The organism is Streptomyces sp. NPDC047085 (genome assembly GCF_040643735.1).
GTDB lineage: Bacteria > Actinomycetota > Actinomycetes > Streptomycetales > Streptomycetaceae > Streptomyces.
This window is the reverse complement of sequence record NZ_JBEYUW010000028.1, coordinates 1-14,267: the sequence shown is the minus strand read 5'-3', so window position 1 is coordinate 14,267 and position 14,267 is coordinate 1. Positions and strand designations below refer to the sequence as shown.

The following is a 14,267-nucleotide window of genomic DNA, read 5'->3' as shown; positions in this document are numbered from 1 at the left end:
ACCACCATCACGGCGCTCTACATCACCCTCGCCCGAGAACTCCAGCTGGCCGAGTCCGGCGAAAATCAGTAGCTCTTCAGGGCCGGCTGTACCGGTTCTCGGCCGGGCCCACCACGAGATCAGGAAGTCGGAACGGAAGGCGCCTGTACAGACGCTCGGATGTGGGAGACCGGTCCAGCGCCGTCAGCCGAGGGCGTCGAGCAGCTCGCGCTCGCGCTGCGCGCTGAGGCCTGCGCGCCTTTCCCGGTCCAGCCCCTGCTCGCGTTCCCAGCGCAGCGTGTCGGCCAGCATCTCCGCTGGAGGCCGGTGACGCAGCCCCGCGGCGCGCGCCGCGGACCCGTCCCGGGCCGACCACCCTTCCCAGCCCGGCTCAACCAGCCACATCGCCAGCGATTCGGACCCCATGTACTGGGCCACGCCGTTGGCGAGCAGCCACGCCGATTCGGCGGTGACCACCGGACCGGTGTGCCCGCCGGCGGCGCGGGACAGCTCGATCCACTCTTCGAACGGAACGACCGGGCCGACGGCGTTGTACGTGCCGGTGGTTCCCGTCTCCGCAGAGTCGAGCAGCCAGGAGGTGAGGTCGCGCACGTCGACCACCTGGGTGGGCATGGCCGGTGTGTCGGGGACCAGCATCGGCCCTCGCGGATCGCGTGCGGCGCGGGCGACCCAGTAGCCGGAGCGCCCGCTGTGATCGCCCGGGCCGCCGATGAGCCCGGCTCGTGCGATGAGGAGGCGGTCGCCCACAGCGGCCGTCGACGCCTGCTCGCAGGCGACCTTCGCCTCGCCGTACAACTCGCGGTCGACCTCGCTCCTATCCGTCGGGGCGAGCAGGGCCGCGGACTCGTCCGCCCCCAGCGTGGCGTGGGAGGCGTAGGCGTTGCCGGACGAGACATACACCCAGTGCCCGGCCTTGCTGCCCAGCACGTCGAGCGCTCCACGAACGAAACCCGGCTGCCATGACACCTCGACGACCGCGTCCCATACGCGGTCGAGCAGGGCCTCGTACGCCGACGGGTCGCGCCGGTCGGCCGCGACCAGTGTCGCTCCGTCCGCGACTTCTCCGCTCTCGCCACGCGCGAGGCAAGTCACCCGATGGCCGCGGTCGATCGCCTGCCGCGACAGCTCTCGAGCCACCCATGCCGTTCCGCCCAGAACCAGGATCTCCATACCGACACACAAGCACCGGGATCACCACCCGGCCAGGCGGATTCGCTGACAGCAGATGGTCAGCCGTCAGATTGAAGCGCTCCGGGTCTGATGGAGGCTCGGCTCTGTTCCGTAGTCGGTGGTGACGCTACGCCTCGGTCTGCGACCATGAGCCATGGATGACGTCAACTCCCTTGCGGCTGTGGTGCTTTCCGGGCTGCGGCGTTGATCATCGAGGATGTGGCGGATGACGGGGAGGTGGTCCGGGTCATGGCCCGGACCCGGGATGTCGCGTGCCCTGCCCGGTCTGCGGGATGCCAACCGGGCAGGTGCTCCGATGGACGGCCGACGGGTCGTGGCTCACCTTCGTATCCGACGGCTGGTCTGTTTGGTCCTGGGCTGCCTGCGGCAGACCTTCCGTGAGTAGATCCCAGGGCTGCTGGAGCGCCATCAACGCCGCACCACCCGTCTGACCAGGCAGGTGTCTGCCGTCGTCAAAGAGTCATGCGGCCGGGCAGCCGCCCGCCTCGCCCCGTCACTGGCCATGCTCTTCTTCTGCGCCACCGTCCTGCGACTGCTGCGACGCATCCCACGCCGACAGTGCGCGTCCGGCGGGTGATCGGGGTCGACGACTTCGCCCTGCGTCGCCTCCACGGCTACGACACCATCATCATCAACGCCGAGACCGGTGAACGCATCGACGTACTGCCCCACCGCGAGGCCGCCGCTCTGGAAGCCTGGCTGCGCGATCATTTCGGCGCCGAGGTCGTGTGCCAGGACGGATCGGCCACCTAAGCCGAGGCGATCCGCCGGGACCACCGAACGCGGTGCAGGTCAGCGACCGCTGGCACCTGTTCTGCAACCTGTGCGACAAGGTCCTGACCGAGGTCCGCGCGCGCTCCGTGTTGGGCCACGGTCAACCCACCCCGCCTCGGCGGAGTGCGGGAGCAGAGCACCCGCGAGCGCTGGCGCAAGGTCCACGCTCTACTCGGCCAGGGCGTCGGCCTACTCGACTGCTTCCCCCGCCTCGGGCTGGCCCTGAACACTGTCAAACGCTACGCCCGCATCCCCGAGCCGACGGCCCTGCGCATCGCGCCTCAGCACCGGCCCACCCTTGTCGGCCCTTACCGCGATCACCTGCGCATAGGGCGCGCGGCCGACCCCGCAGGCTCCGGTCGCCGCTCCACAGCCGATCCGGGCCGTCCGCCTTGTGGCTGCCGTCGGCGTCCGAGCCGTTGTACGAGCTGTGACAGGGATCACAGCGCCGCTGGTCGGCCCCAGGGGAATACATGCTCAGTCATGTTGTTTGATTTGCATGCGAAGTCATGTATCAGCAAGGAGCGCAGCATGCAGTTCGGCATCTTCGGAGTCGGCGACATCTCGCCCGACCCGACGACGGGACGTACCCAGAGCGAGGCGGAGCGGATCGGCAACCTGATCAAGATCGCCCGGCGGGCCGACGAAGTGGGCCTCGATGTCTTCGCACTGGGTGAGCACCACAATCCACCGTTCGTGATGTCCTCGCCGCCGGCGCTGCTCGCCCACATCGCGGCGCTGACGGAACGGATCATCCTGAGCACCGCGGTGACCCTGATCACGACCAATGACCCGGTGAAGATCGCCGAGGACTACGCGATGGTGCAACACGTCGCCAAGGGGCGGCTGGACCTGATGCTCGGACGCGGGAACACCGTGCCCGTGTATCCGTGGTTCGGCAAGGACATCCGCCAGGGTGTCCCCCTCGCCCTGGAGAACTACAACCTGCTCCACCGGCTGTGGCGCGAGGACGTGGTCGACTGGGAAGGACACTTCCGCACCCCGCTGCAGGGCTTCACCTCCACCCCGCGCCCACTGGACGACGTCCCGCCGTTCGTGTGGCACGGCTCGATCCGCAGCCCTGAGACCGCCGAACAAGCGGCGTACTACGGCAACGGCTTCTTCGCCAACCACATCCTGGCCCCGAACTTCCACTTCAAGCCGATCGTCGAACTCTACCGGCGACGGTATGAGCACTACGGCCACGGCACCGCCGAGCAGGCCATCGTCGGACTGGGCGGCCAGGCGTTCGTCGCCAAGCGCTCCCAGGACGCGATCAACACCTATCGGCCCTACTTCGAGAACTATCCCCTCTTTCGCGGCTCGAAGCTGGCGGACTACATGGCGGGCACGCCGCTGACCGTCGGCAGCCCCCAGGAAGTGATCGAGAAGGTCCTCACCTTCCAGGAGGGCTTCGGGGACTACCAACGCCAGCTCTTCTCGGTCGACGCCCTCGGCCTGCCCCTCGACATGGCGTTGGAACAGGTCGAACTGCTGGGCACTGAGGTGGTGCCCGTGCTGCGCAAGGAGATGGCGGCCCGCCGCAAGCCCGGTGTCCCCGACGCTCCGACGCACGCCTCCCTGGTCAAGGCGAAGTACGGCGACGCCGAGCCGCGTCAGCCGCGCCCCAACCCGATCCGAGGCGACAACCTGTCGGGCACCTCGCCGTACCAGGACAGCAACCCGGCCGTCGAAGCCAGCTTCCCGGCGGCGTTCTGATGGCCGGCGTCAGCCGACTGGCGAACGAGGCCTGGGAGGCGATGTTCCGGGCCCAGGCGACCCTCGCGCGAGAGTTCGAGCACGAGGGCGACTGGGGTGGCTTCCCGCCGCGCGACTACGGCGTGCTCTACGCGCTGGCCGGAGCGAGGGACGGCTTGCGGATCACCGACCTGATCGACGACGCTCTGCTCACCCAGGCGGGGGTGTCCCGCCTCGTCGCCCGCCTGGAGAAGCGGGGGCTCGTCGAACGGCGGCCCGATCCCGACGACGCCCGCGCCTGCCGCATCGTTCTCACCGCCGAAGGCCGTGAAGTGCAACGGCGCCTCGGCCGCGCACATGCTCGGCACGTCACGGCCGCGATGACCCGCGCCCTGACCCGCGAACAACTGGAGACGCTGCGTGAGCTCGGCCGCGCACTGGTCGCCGCGGCCCCGGCCTCCGCCGCCCACCACACGAAAGCACCCACGAGGGACACCGCATGAACGACCTCAACCCCGCCGCGACCTCGGTGACGATCACCGTCGTCAACGCCGGTGTCAGCGATCCGTCCTCTACCCGGCTGCTCGCCGACCGCATAGCCCAGAAGACGGTCGACACCCTCGAGGCGTCAGGCACGCCAGCCACCGTGCGCTCGCTCGACCTCGCTCCTCTCGCCACGGACATCGCGCAGAGCATCGTCTCCGGCATGCTGAACCCGAAAGTGCAGTCGGCCATGGAACTGCTCGCGCGGGCCGACACGGTCATCGCCGCCACCCCGGTCTACAAGGCGGGGATCAGCGGCCTGTTCAAGTCGTTCGCGGACCTGATCGACAACGACCTGCTCATCGCCAAACCGGTCGTTCTCGCCGCGACGGGCGGAAGCGCACGACACGCCATGGTCGTCGACGACCAGCTCCGGCCGCTGTTCGGGTTCCTGCGCACCATCCCGGTGCCGACCTCCCTGTACGCCGCACCCGAGGACTGGGCGTCGACCGACCTCGGCAAGCGCATCGCCCGAGCCGCACAAGAGCTCTCCGTCATGCTGCGCAGCGGAGCAGGTCGGCAGATCGCCGACAGCAACTGGAGTGGCTACGACCACCGGTTCGGCGGCAACGCCACACGGGCGCAACGGTCCCTGGACGACGTCGACTTCACCACCGATCTCATGCGACTCGCCAGCGGCGGAAGCGCACGCCCTCAAGGTGGTGACCGGGCCGATGTCCGTTGACGCACCCGCCCCGGAAAGGGGACAGGCGGGATCCGAGCGAGCAGGCCGACGCGCGACGGTGGTGGTCATAGGCGGCGGACAGTCGGGGCTCTCGGCCGGCTACCACCTCAAGCGGCGCGGCTTCGCCAGCGCCCTGACCCTCCCCGTCGGCTCCGACAACGACCGCACCTTCGTGGTGCTCGATGCCGAACCGGCGGCCGGCGGGGCGTGGCGGCACCGCTGGGAGTCGCTACGGATGGGTACCGTGAACGGCATCTTCGCCGCCCTGGCGCACCTGGAGCCTCTGGGGCTGCGCAACGAGCTCGGCGGGATCACCATGCGCGGCACCCAGGTGGCCGGTGAACCACGTGTGCACCTGGTCGGCTTCGGACTGTCCCAGTCCACCGTCGGCTCCAACCGCGCCAGCCGCCAGGCGGTCAACAGCCTGCTGCGGCAGTGGAAGGCCACCGCACTGTCCCTTGTCGGTCCGACGGGCACGTCCAGCGAAGAATCCGAGGTCCACTCATGAAGTTCCAAGTCCTCGACATCCTGCCGAACCTCAAGAACCCCGTGACCGGGCGCGAGATCCGTCCCGATGAGCGGTACTCCCAGGCGCTGAGCTCCGCGCGCTACGCCGAGCAGTTCGGCTTCGACGCGGTCGGGCTGGGCGAACGGCACGCCGGTGCCTTCCTCTCCAGCGGTGTCACGGTCCTGCTCGGTGCGATCGCCGCGACCACCAGCCGGGTCCGGATCCAGACGGGCGTCTCGGTCCTGTCGATCCACGACCCGCTGCGCGTCGCCGAGGACTACGCCACGGTCGACCAGCTCTCCCGCGGCCGACTCGAACTCGTCATCGGCAAAGGCAACGAAATGCGTCAGCTGCCGATGTTCGGTATCGAGAACGGCGACCAATGGGACGCGCTGGCGGAGAAGTACGAGCTGCTGCGCCGACTGTGGCGCGAGGAGAAGGTCACCTGGGAGGGTCGCTTCCGCGGACCGCTGAGCGAGGTCACCAGCCTGCCGCGCCCCTTCGCCGGCGCCCCTCGGGTATGGCACGGGTCGGCGACCACGCTGACCTCGGCGAGCCTCGCGGCGAAGTGGGGCGACCCGCTCTTCTCCGCCAACGCCATCCAGCCCCGCGACCAGTACACCGTACTCATCGATCACTACCGCGCGGAGTACGTCCGGCACGGGCACGACCCGCGGTTCGCCTACGTCGGCGCAGGGGCCGGCTTCCTCTACTTGGCCGACACGACCCAGGAAGCGAAAAAGGCCTTCGGGCCGACGTATGAGCAGATCGTGGCGTACTTCAACCAGCCCGGGAACCACACGCCTGGCAACGAGATGACGTTCGCGACAATCGAGGACGCCATCGAGCGTGGCCCTGTCCTGGTCGGGTCGCCGCAGCAGATCGCCGAGAAGATCCTCTGGTTCCACGAGGGGTTCGGACACGATCTTCAGTCCTTCAGCCTCCCGACGGTGATCCCGCACGAGCAGCAACTCGCCATGCTCGAACGGTTCGCGAGCGAGGTCATACCGGTGGTCCGCAAGGCTGCCCCGACGGCTCTGTGGAGCGACGAGGACCCGTACGGCGGTCGCCCCGCCGTCCACGGCCGGACCGTCCCCGATGCCGCCACGAAGATCGAACGGGCGCAGCGCTGATCGCACGGGAGCGTGGCCGACCGTCGGCGACTCGGAGCGCGTCACCACCGATCTGCTGCATCCGCTGCGGTGACTGCGATGCGCTCAGCCTCGGCCTGGCCGCGATCGCGCGCCCTTGTCTGCACCGGTCCCCACAGCCGCGTACGTGCCTACGACGCCGCAGCCGACGACTTTCGTGGTGACGGAGAAACGCCGAAGCCCCCACTGTGGCGGGGCTCCAAGCGCGCACGAGTGACGGTCAGAACATGGATTGCCGGTGCTCGTGCCAGGCGCGGGCGGCACGCTGCGTGGGTCGTGCCCACTCGTCGCCGCTCCCGGCGATCGACGTCCAGATCCGATCCTGGACCCGGACACACACGTTGAGTCCTGAGGACGGGGTCAGCTCCCACGCGGGGTGAGCGGCGGCAACGTTCTCAGCCTGGTCGGGTGGTGGCCGTGAGCGATGAGCCACAGCGCCGGATCGATCCAGGCGGCGCCGGTGGGGGCCCATCCCCAGTCCACGAACAGGGCCTTGCTGCCTGTCATGAGGACGTTGTGCGAGTTCCACTCGGTGTGGCGGGAAGCCCCCATATGAAGACGCCGGTCAGCACCGACATCACGGCCGTGGACAAGTCCGTCTAGATCCGCTGGCTGCCGAACGCCCTGCCGGCCGCGGGCCCGTGCAATATCAAGATGCCGTAGGTCTGCTCGACCCTCCACCGCTTCGGCTGCGGGACGAACCCCGCCTCCTGCGGGTTTCGTTCGACGATCTCGACGTTGATGCCCAGGCTGATTCCGTCCACGACGACCTGGTTCTTGAAACCTTGGTCGCCCGGGGCCTTCTCGACGCTTTCTCCGGTGTGCTCGGCGACCTGGTTCAACAGGGCGATGCCCGCGGCATTGTGGTCCTCAGTACTCCTCGACAACCGTTTCTGGTTCTCACCTACGCATCCAGCCCTGCTCGAGTTCCCCGCGCAGGGCGTGGAATCCGTCCTGCGCGAAACGTGGTCCGTGGTGCCGCCGGGGGCCGAATCCAGCCGGGTCGACCTGGACGCCGAGCTGGCACAGCTGCTGGCGGAAAACTGAACGCCATCCCCTGGATGGTGACGCCCCTCGTGGGACTGAGGGCCCGGATGCCGGCCACGGCACCAGGCCCGCCGCATGTCCTTTCGCCCAACGTGGTATGCCGCATTACCCGATCTCGTGTGCCCTGTTGCCCGGCGTCGTCAGCCGCGGCTCATGCCTCCTCGCGGCACTCGCGGCATTCCTCTTCGGGGCACTCGAGAGTGGTGAGGGTCTGGTCGACCTGCTGGGGGGTCAGCGGGGGCTCAGGCAGCTCGTGGTGGGCGCACTCGGCGCGAAAGGCGTCGAGCAGCAGGTGCAGGTGGCGGCGCCAGGCGTTGGGCGCGACGGCACGTGTGGCCTGGATGATCCCGGCCTGGGACCAGATCACGAAAGCGAGGTCGTCCGGGGTGACATCCTCGCGGAGAACGCCCTGCTCCTGGGCGTTGCGGAAGATCTGAGCGATCCGTTCCTTCGTGCGCTCGAACATTCCCCTGCCGAGCGCGTGGACCGGCAGGCGGGCCGAGACCAGGTCGTTGAAGGCGCGGTCACAGGCCTGCAGTTCACAGAGCTTTTCCAGGTAGTGGCAGAACCCCTCCCAGGCGTCGTCCATGGCTGCGGCTTCTTCGGCTGCGGCGAGCAGATCCGTGAACTTCGCGGTGAAGAGTTCTTCGACCAGGTCGAGCCTGCGGGGGAAGTGCCGGTAGACCGTCCCGATCGCGACACCTGCTTCGCGGGCAACACCCTCCAGGGAAGCGTCCAGCCCCTGCTCGGCGAAGGCCTTGCGGGCGGCGGCCACGATCGCGTCCCTGTTGCGCTGCGCGTCGCGGCGCAGCGGCTTGGCCGACGCCTGGAGCGCGGACGGGACGTGCTGGTGACTCATACATCGAGACTAACATGAGGGGGCCCTCGAATTAGGTTGTGATCTTACTCACGGTGCGGACGGAACGTGGACCAGGAGCACACACGCAGGGCCCCTGGGCCAGGACGGGTGCACGCCCGACTACTCCACGACCGGGTCTCCCTGCGCAGGCCGCACGGCCCCGTACACAGCCTGCTCCACCTCAGACCACGACTGGCGGGCCCACTGTCCTGAGAAGTGGCCGCAGTCACTGAGTCGTCGGCGGCGGGCAGAGGGCCTCCGGCGAATGCCGCAGAAACGCTTACGGTCGCGATACGCCCCATGAGCTTCTGCATGATCTTCCCTCCGTGCTTTGTCCGCCGCTCCGTGGTGCAGGCTGGCGGGGAATCGGCAGAGTGTGAGGGCGTGGAGCACGGTGGGGTACTCCCGCTCGCGCGGCAGGATCTCCTAGCGGCTGAGCCGGAGTCTCGTCGTCTTCGGCGCGTAGCTCGTGATGGGCGCACTCGGCGCGAAAGGCGCGTCAAGCAGGAGGTGCAGGTGGCGGCGCCAGGCGTTGGGGGCGACGGCACGTGCGGCCTGGATGATCCCGGCCTGGGCCAGGGCAAGACAACGGGGCGTCCGCCGTCAGCAGGCTCACGAGCTGCCTGAGCCCCCGCTGACCCCAGCAGGTCGACCGGACCCTCACCCCTCTCGAGTGCCCCGAAGAGGAATGCCGCGAGTGCGGCGAGAAGGCGTGAGCCGCGGCAGGCCGCACCGGGCAACGGGACATGCAGCGGGCCCGGTGCCGCGGTCGGCATCCGACCCGAGGCTCATGGGGCCCTCACCATCCAGGCAGAGGCGTCAGTTTCCCGCCAGCAGCTGTGCCAGCTCGGCGTCCAGGTTGAGGCGGCTGGATTCAGTCCCCGGCGGCACCGCGGACCACGTGTCGCGCAGGAAGGATTCCACGCTCTGCGCGGGGAACTCGAGCAGAGCCGATCCCGCAGGCGAAGTGAGAACCATGTACACCACGTCGCGTCCCGCGTCGCTGGTCGGCCACATGCGCACGTCTCCGTGCCCGGTGTGCTCGCTCAGAGCCTGAGTGAGCATGTCGCGGCTGAGGAACCACTCGACCGTTCCGCTCTGGTCCAGGGTGTGGAAGACGGCACGCACGGCATAGGGATCATCCGCTTCGTACCCCAGTTCTGTACGTATCGACACCGACAGGTCGTGCGACAGGACAAGCCGCACGGGCAGCTCGTGTGCCACGGTTCTGACCGATCTCACTGTCCCTCACTTCCACGTCCCTGCTCGTTTAGCACCACGATCGCTCCCCGTGTGCGCAGGGACGCGGGGCGTGGCGCACGCCGGCGCGACCTGGGGCGCCGCGGGCGGGAGCGGCACACGCGGCTCCCGCGTGTTCTTCCTGTTCGGCGGGGCGGCGATGTCACCGGCTCGCGCTCGATGCCGGTTCGGCGAGCGGTCGGTTGCCGAGTCGCAACGGCACAACCCGCAGTCACGTCGTTGCGGCCGGTCAAGCCGACCGTGCCGGCCTGTGGCCGCATCAGCGCTGGTCCACGGACCACGCGACCTGGTCCAGGTGCCAGCGCTCGGCGCTGACGCGGTATGTCGTCGCCTCGTCCCAGCGGTACCCGTCCCAGACGTACACGTGGCCACCGCTCCAGCGCTCTTGCCCGTAGTAGCCCTGGCGGTCGTCGTTCGTGTACCAGCCGCGGGGTACGCCCCACCTGTCGCCCTGCGCCTCGTGGTGGGCGCCCTGGTATGCATCCGCGTGGTCGCCGCTGGTGGCGAAGGCGGTGATCGGGGACTGTGTGTGCTCCCCGGGTGCCGAGGCCGTCGCCGCTGACGCCGTGCCGCTGACTCCGAGAAGGGCTCCGCCTGCCAGCGCGGTGGAAGCGACAGCGGTCGAGACGCGCTTGATCCACTTGTTCATGGTCATCTCCTTGTGATGTGCCGCGATTCCGTCGACCGGGCGGCCGTCCTGTCCGTGATCCGGGGAATCCGGATCGGCCGGGTGTCGAACTGTGGGGATCATCCGGAGGGGGCCCTCATGTTCGACGTCGCCAGCGTACTTGAGGGGCCCCTCATGTTTGCGGTGAGGCTCATCACAGCACGTCGCAGGGGTCGACCGGCAACGAATGGCGGGGCGGCGGACGGGACGGCGGGCGCCGGGTCCGACCTGGAGGAACAGGGATCAGGGGCCCGGGTGCACCGACGACAGGATGATCGAGCCCAGCGGCGGCAGACCGCTGCCCACCCGCCCCCTCGTTGACCACGACGACACCCCCACCGGAGCATCTCCCCGGCCTGGAGGTCGCCGCCCGCTACCGACCGAGCCGGGACGGGCTGGACATCGGCGGAGACTGGTACGACGCCTTCGTGATGCCCGACGGCGCGGTCGCAATGGAGTTCGGTGACGTCCAAGGGTGCACTCCCAAACCTGGGACGACCTCATGCCACGCCGGCGTGGCCCACTCGACCACCCATCGGAAGATGCCCAGGCCCCTGCCGCGGTGCCGCCCGTGTTCGGTGATCATGGGCAGATCCCCTGGACCTGTACTCCAGGACTACGCCACCCGCGTGGGGGGGGTGCCCCTATGTCCTTCGTCAAGCTGCCGTGATGATGGCTGGCATGACGGATGAGGTTCAGGGCTTGGGTCGTGAAAGCCGCCGGGGGTGGACGCCGCTGCACTTCGCGGCGGATGAGCAGGATGCCGCGGCTGTCGGCTCTCTCCTGGCTGCGGGTGCGGAAGTGGATGCCCCCGACGAGCAGGGCAATACGCCTTTGTGGCAGGCGGTGTTCACCTATCGAAGTGATGGCGCGGTGCTGTCGCTGCTGGTCAATGCCGGCGCCGATCCGGACATGGACAACCTTCACGGTGTGAGTCCGCAGCGCCTTGCCGACTGGCGTATTGGTTCAGATGCCGCGGTGCATCTCGGGGATCGTCCTGTTTCGTAGTGCAGTTTATGCAGGTCAGGTGGCTTTGGCAGGCCGTGGCTCGTAGAAGGTTCCGTCGCGGAGCATGGCGAAGAGGACATCGGCCCGGCGTCGGGCGAGGCAGAGCAGGGCCTGGGTGTGGTGCTTGCCCTGCGCGATCTTCCTGTCGTAGTAGGCCCGCGAAGCCGGGTCTCCCAGGGCGGCGAACGCGGAAAGGAAGAAAGCCCGTTTGAGCTGCTTGTTTCCCCGCCGGGAGGGCTGTTCGCCGCGGATCGAGGAGCCCGAGTTCCGGATCGCCGGGGCGAGACCGGCGTAAGCAGCGAGGTGGCCGGCGGTCGGGAAGGTGCTGCCGTCGCCGACCTCGATGAGGATCCTGGCCCCGGTCCTGACGCCGACTCCCGGCAGCGACGTCAGGAGTCCGATGCAGTTGATCTGTCAAGCGGCGATGGCGAGTTGTGGGGTCGGCTTGGTGGGGAACGCGGTGAGTTCGTCGTAGGGGGTGCGCTTGGTGAGGCAGTGGTGGAGGCAGCCGAGCATGCGGTTGAAGAGGTTGCGCTGGGCGGCGGTATGGCGGTCTCCGTCGGCTCGTCGCGACGGTTCACTGATTCGTCTTACCTATGTGCGTAGAGCTACGATCGACCGCTGTCGAGTCCAATCGAGGGGGCTGAGCGCAGTGGCGCCGAGCGATGAACCTGAAGACATCGTCGTACAAGTAACCGACGATCGAGCAATTGTGATCGGTGCCCCTTCCGGGACTGAGCGTTCACGTTGGGGTCGCTGGATCTCCGACTTCACCTCCTCCGAACTCGCCTCTCTCGTGCGGACACTTGACCCTGCGACCCAGGCCTTCATCGAGGCCAAGCGTCTGGCTGCCCATTGGGTCGAACTCGACCCGACCTCCCGCGCCATGTGGCCGGACCTCAAGAAGATCACCGAGCCGGGAGGCTGGATCCAGGGCACCCTCCGCGACGATCAAAACCGATACGCTCGTGTGATTCGCATCCGCCCTGTCACGGGTGCCGCTGCCCTGTCAGGTGCGGTGGGGATCCTGGGTGCCATCACGGCTCAAGCCCAGACAGCCGAGATGGCGCGGGACATCAAAGACATCCGGCAGCGGGTTAACGAGATCTACGCCCACCTGCAGTCCGACCAGATCGGTGCCGTCGAGCATGTTGTCGAGCGGGTCGAGGATCTGGTCGAGAGGCTTCGTGTCCATGGCGAGGACGGCGTCAGGGAGAGCGAGTTCTCAGTCATCGGGGACCGTCTGGGTGATGCGAGGCGCAAGTGCATGGGCCATCTCAAGGACTCGGTCAGGAAGTTGGAGAGCGTCAAGCAGCACCGATCCTCACGAAAGTCAGAAAAGAGCCTGAGCGCGGGCGCCGTGGAGGAGGTGATGCTGTACCTCGACCTGCTGAGCAAGCTCTATGCGGCTTCGGTCCAGTTCGGATTTGCCGAGGTCGCCTTCGACCACCACGAGGGCAGGGGTGACGTCGCCAGGACCCGGGCCGAGCGCACAATCGAGTCCATCGCCAGGTTCCATGCTGAGCTCGAGGACGTATGTGGCCGGCTTGGCCAACTTGACGAGAGTGTCCGTGCACGGTTCGGGCTCGTGAAGCGCAGGGTGTGGCCGGCTGCTGTGTCAAGGGCAGTCATGATCACAGATATAAAGTCGATCAGGGTTCCCGTTGCCGGAGTGTCGATCCCGATCCCCGGACCAGTCTTCGCCGGTGTCGGTGGCGTGCTGCTCTCGGCTGTAGTGGAAGATGTCGAGGCTCGCGCGGAAAAGAAACTGGACGACCGTTTGCTGCGGCTCACTGAAGCCAGCAGCAGCACCTCTGAATGTATGAACCGGGCGGCAGGGAGCCTTGAAGTGCTCCGTACCTTGACCGACGAGTTTGCTGGCTTTGGCGAGTGATGATTTCTCAGCGGTGATCACTTCCAAAATCCGTTGAGGACAAGGACGCCGCGGGCGATACCGCCGATCCGACCGGGGCTGAGGGTGACGTGCTGCAGCGTGTGCTAGTGCTGCTTGCGTTCGGCGGCAGCTCGTTCGCCGAGTGCATGGATGCCGGGTTCACAGAGCCTCCCGCTATGAGCAGGGCTCCGTGATGGTGAACTCGAACCTGCCCTTCGGGCGCTGGGGAGAGACCGTCTCAGACGGAGTCGTCGCGGCCGCGATGATCGACCGCCTGGTCCACCACGCCGAGGTCCTCACGCTCACCGGCGACTCCTACCGGACCCAGGCCCGAGGCGAGCTGCTGGCCAAAGACCGGGCCGGACGGGAGTGAGCCGTCACAGAGTCCACCAGCAATAAAGACGCAGGTCCGCGGCGTGAGCCCGTCTGGCCAGGCCGGCCAGGGCCACCGCTGCCGTGGCCGTATCGAGTCCGACAACCCCTCCCTTCCCGGACCAAGCCTCGGCCGCGGCCACGATGTCGTCCCCGAAGGCGGAGACCAGGACATCGCACAGCGTGTCCGACACGGTCAAGACGAACGGGCTGTCGACGTCCTCAGAGGACAACAGGGTGAATTCGCATGATCGTCGCAACGTTGCAGGCTCATGATGTCAGAGCGGCGGTGAATGCCTGGGCGGGGGTCTGCCAACCCAGGGTCTTTCGGGGTCGGTTGTTGAGTCGTTCCTCGATGGCTCGGAGGTCCTCGGCGGAGTGCAGTGCGAGGTTCGTGCGCTTGGGCAGGTACTGGCGAAGCAGTCCGTTGGTGTTCTCGTTGGTGCCGCGCTGCCATGGGCTAGCGGGGTGTGCGAAGAACACGTCGTTGGTGAAGTACGGGGCGATCTCGTGGTGTTGAGCCATCTCCGAGCCATGGTCCCAGGTCAGAGTCCGACGTGCTTGTGCGGGCAGCCGGCTGAGGATGGCGATGAGTGCGTCGCGCAGGTGG

Annotated in this window: 15 protein-coding genes and 5 pseudogenes; 11 read left to right on the top strand and 9 right to left on the bottom strand. The window is 67.9% G+C overall.

Translation table 11 applies throughout. The features are described from left to right. Positions 1-183: 183 nt before the first annotated feature. Positions 184-1,170: an NAD-dependent epimerase/dehydratase family protein gene (locus ABZ865_RS41810; RefSeq protein ID WP_361242724.1), complete on the bottom strand. Its 987-nt coding sequence runs from the start codon at positions 1,168-1,170 to the stop codon at positions 184-186. Positions 1,171-1,374: 204 nt separating this feature from the next. Here ABZ865_RS41810 and ABZ865_RS41805 point away from each other — a divergent pair. The 6 genes and pseudogenes from ABZ865_RS41805 to ABZ865_RS41780 form a co-directional block, all read left to right on the top strand. Continuing rightward, positions 1,375-2,316 (top strand): annotated as a pseudogene (locus ABZ865_RS41805) (transposase); the annotation flags it as partial. 180 nt (positions 2,317-2,496) lie between these two features. Next, positions 2,497-3,684, top strand: coding sequence for a CE1758 family FMN-dependent luciferase-like monooxygenase (locus ABZ865_RS41800; protein ID WP_361242726.1), 1,188 nt, complete (start codon positions 2,497-2,499; stop codon positions 3,682-3,684). Beyond that, positions 3,684-4,166 (top strand): MarR family winged helix-turn-helix transcriptional regulator, encoded by a 483-nt coding sequence (locus tag ABZ865_RS41795; RefSeq protein WP_361242721.1) that lies wholly within the window; start codon positions 3,684-3,686, stop codon positions 4,164-4,166. The genes ABZ865_RS41800 and ABZ865_RS41795 overlap by 1 nt, the downstream gene beginning before the upstream one ends. After that, complete coding sequence (locus ABZ865_RS41790; RefSeq protein WP_361242718.1) at positions 4,163-4,891, top strand: CE1759 family FMN reductase; 729 nt, start codon at positions 4,163-4,165, stop codon at positions 4,889-4,891. Before ABZ865_RS41795 ends, ABZ865_RS41790 begins: the two co-directional genes overlap by 4 nt. Further along, the gene (locus tag ABZ865_RS41785) at positions 4,881-5,399 is read left to right on the top strand and encodes a hypothetical protein (protein ID WP_361242715.1); all 519 of its coding nucleotides are present in this window, start codon (positions 4,881-4,883) and stop codon (positions 5,397-5,399) included. Before ABZ865_RS41790 ends, ABZ865_RS41785 begins: the two co-directional genes overlap by 11 nt. After that, positions 5,396-6,532 carry an LLM class flavin-dependent oxidoreductase gene (locus ABZ865_RS41780; protein ID WP_361242712.1) on the top strand — a complete coding sequence of 379 codons (1,137 nt, stop codon included), beginning with the start codon at positions 5,396-5,398 and terminating at the stop codon, positions 6,530-6,532. Before ABZ865_RS41785 ends, ABZ865_RS41780 begins: the two co-directional genes overlap by 4 nt. A 378-nt stretch (positions 6,533-6,910) precedes the next feature. Here the strand turns inward: ABZ865_RS41780 and ABZ865_RS41775 are convergent, their stop codons facing one another. Further along, a complete protein-coding gene (locus ABZ865_RS41775; RefSeq protein WP_361242709.1) occupies positions 6,911-7,057 on the bottom strand; it encodes a hypothetical protein in 147 nt (48 codons plus the stop codon). Positions 7,058-7,191: 134 nt separating this feature from the next. Next, positions 7,192-7,416: pseudogene (locus ABZ865_RS41770) on the bottom strand (IS5/IS1182 family transposase); the annotation flags it as partial. Here ABZ865_RS41770 and ABZ865_RS41765 point away from each other — a divergent pair. Further along, positions 7,400-7,597 (top strand): hypothetical protein, encoded by a 198-nt coding sequence (locus ABZ865_RS41765; protein ID WP_361242728.1) that lies wholly within the window; start codon positions 7,400-7,402, stop codon positions 7,595-7,597. The pseudogene ABZ865_RS41770 and the gene ABZ865_RS41765 overlap by 17 nt on opposite strands. A 151-nt stretch (positions 7,598-7,748) precedes the next feature. On the opposite strand, the gene ABZ865_RS41760 is transcribed toward ABZ865_RS41765, so the two are convergent. From ABZ865_RS41760 to ABZ865_RS41750, 3 genes are all read right to left on the bottom strand, one after another. After that, positions 7,749-8,456: a helix-turn-helix domain-containing protein gene (locus tag ABZ865_RS41760; protein ID WP_361242706.1), complete on the bottom strand. Its 708-nt coding sequence runs from the start codon at positions 8,454-8,456 to the stop codon at positions 7,749-7,751. Between the two features lie 819 nt (positions 8,457-9,275). After that, the gene (locus ABZ865_RS41755; RefSeq protein WP_361242703.1) at positions 9,276-9,680 is read right to left on the bottom strand and encodes an SsgA family sporulation/cell division regulator; all 405 of its coding nucleotides are present in this window, start codon (positions 9,678-9,680) and stop codon (positions 9,276-9,278) included. A gap of 295 nt (positions 9,681-9,975) precedes the next feature. After that, positions 9,976-10,365, bottom strand: coding sequence for a hypothetical protein (locus tag ABZ865_RS41750; RefSeq protein ID WP_361242700.1), 390 nt, complete (start codon positions 10,363-10,365; stop codon positions 9,976-9,978). Positions 10,366-10,730: 365 nt separating this feature from the next. On the opposite strand from ABZ865_RS41750, the pseudogene ABZ865_RS41745 reads away from it, so the two are divergent. Then, positions 10,731-10,859 (top strand): annotated as a pseudogene (locus ABZ865_RS41745) (serine/threonine-protein phosphatase); the annotation flags it as partial. A gap of 205 nt (positions 10,860-11,064) precedes the next feature. Continuing rightward, positions 11,065-11,391, top strand: coding sequence for an ankyrin repeat domain-containing protein (locus tag ABZ865_RS41740; RefSeq protein WP_361242697.1), 327 nt, complete (start codon positions 11,065-11,067; stop codon positions 11,389-11,391). Between the two features lie 15 nt (positions 11,392-11,406). On the opposite strand, the pseudogene ABZ865_RS41735 reads toward ABZ865_RS41740, so the two are convergent. After that, positions 11,407-11,787: pseudogene (locus ABZ865_RS41735) on the bottom strand (transposase); the annotation flags it as partial. Between the two features lie 18 nt (positions 11,788-11,805). Continuing rightward, positions 11,806-11,961 (bottom strand): annotated as a pseudogene (locus ABZ865_RS41730) (IS110 family transposase); the annotation flags it as partial. Between the two features lie 82 nt (positions 11,962-12,043). On the opposite strand from ABZ865_RS41730, the gene ABZ865_RS41725 reads away from it, so the two are divergent. Next, positions 12,044-13,285 carry a hypothetical protein gene (locus tag ABZ865_RS41725; protein WP_361242694.1) on the top strand — a complete coding sequence of 414 codons (1,242 nt, stop codon included), beginning with the start codon at positions 12,044-12,046 and terminating at the stop codon, positions 13,283-13,285. Between the two features lie 142 nt (positions 13,286-13,427). After that, the gene (locus ABZ865_RS41720) at positions 13,428-13,658 is read left to right on the top strand and encodes an ATP-binding protein (protein WP_361242692.1); all 231 of its coding nucleotides are present in this window, start codon (positions 13,428-13,430) and stop codon (positions 13,656-13,658) included. A 269-nt stretch (positions 13,659-13,927) separates the two neighbouring features. Here ABZ865_RS41720 and ABZ865_RS41715 read toward each other — a convergent pair. Next, a partial coding sequence (locus tag ABZ865_RS41715; protein WP_361242689.1) for an IS30 family transposase occupies positions 13,928-14,267 on the bottom strand: 340 nt, incomplete at its 5' end.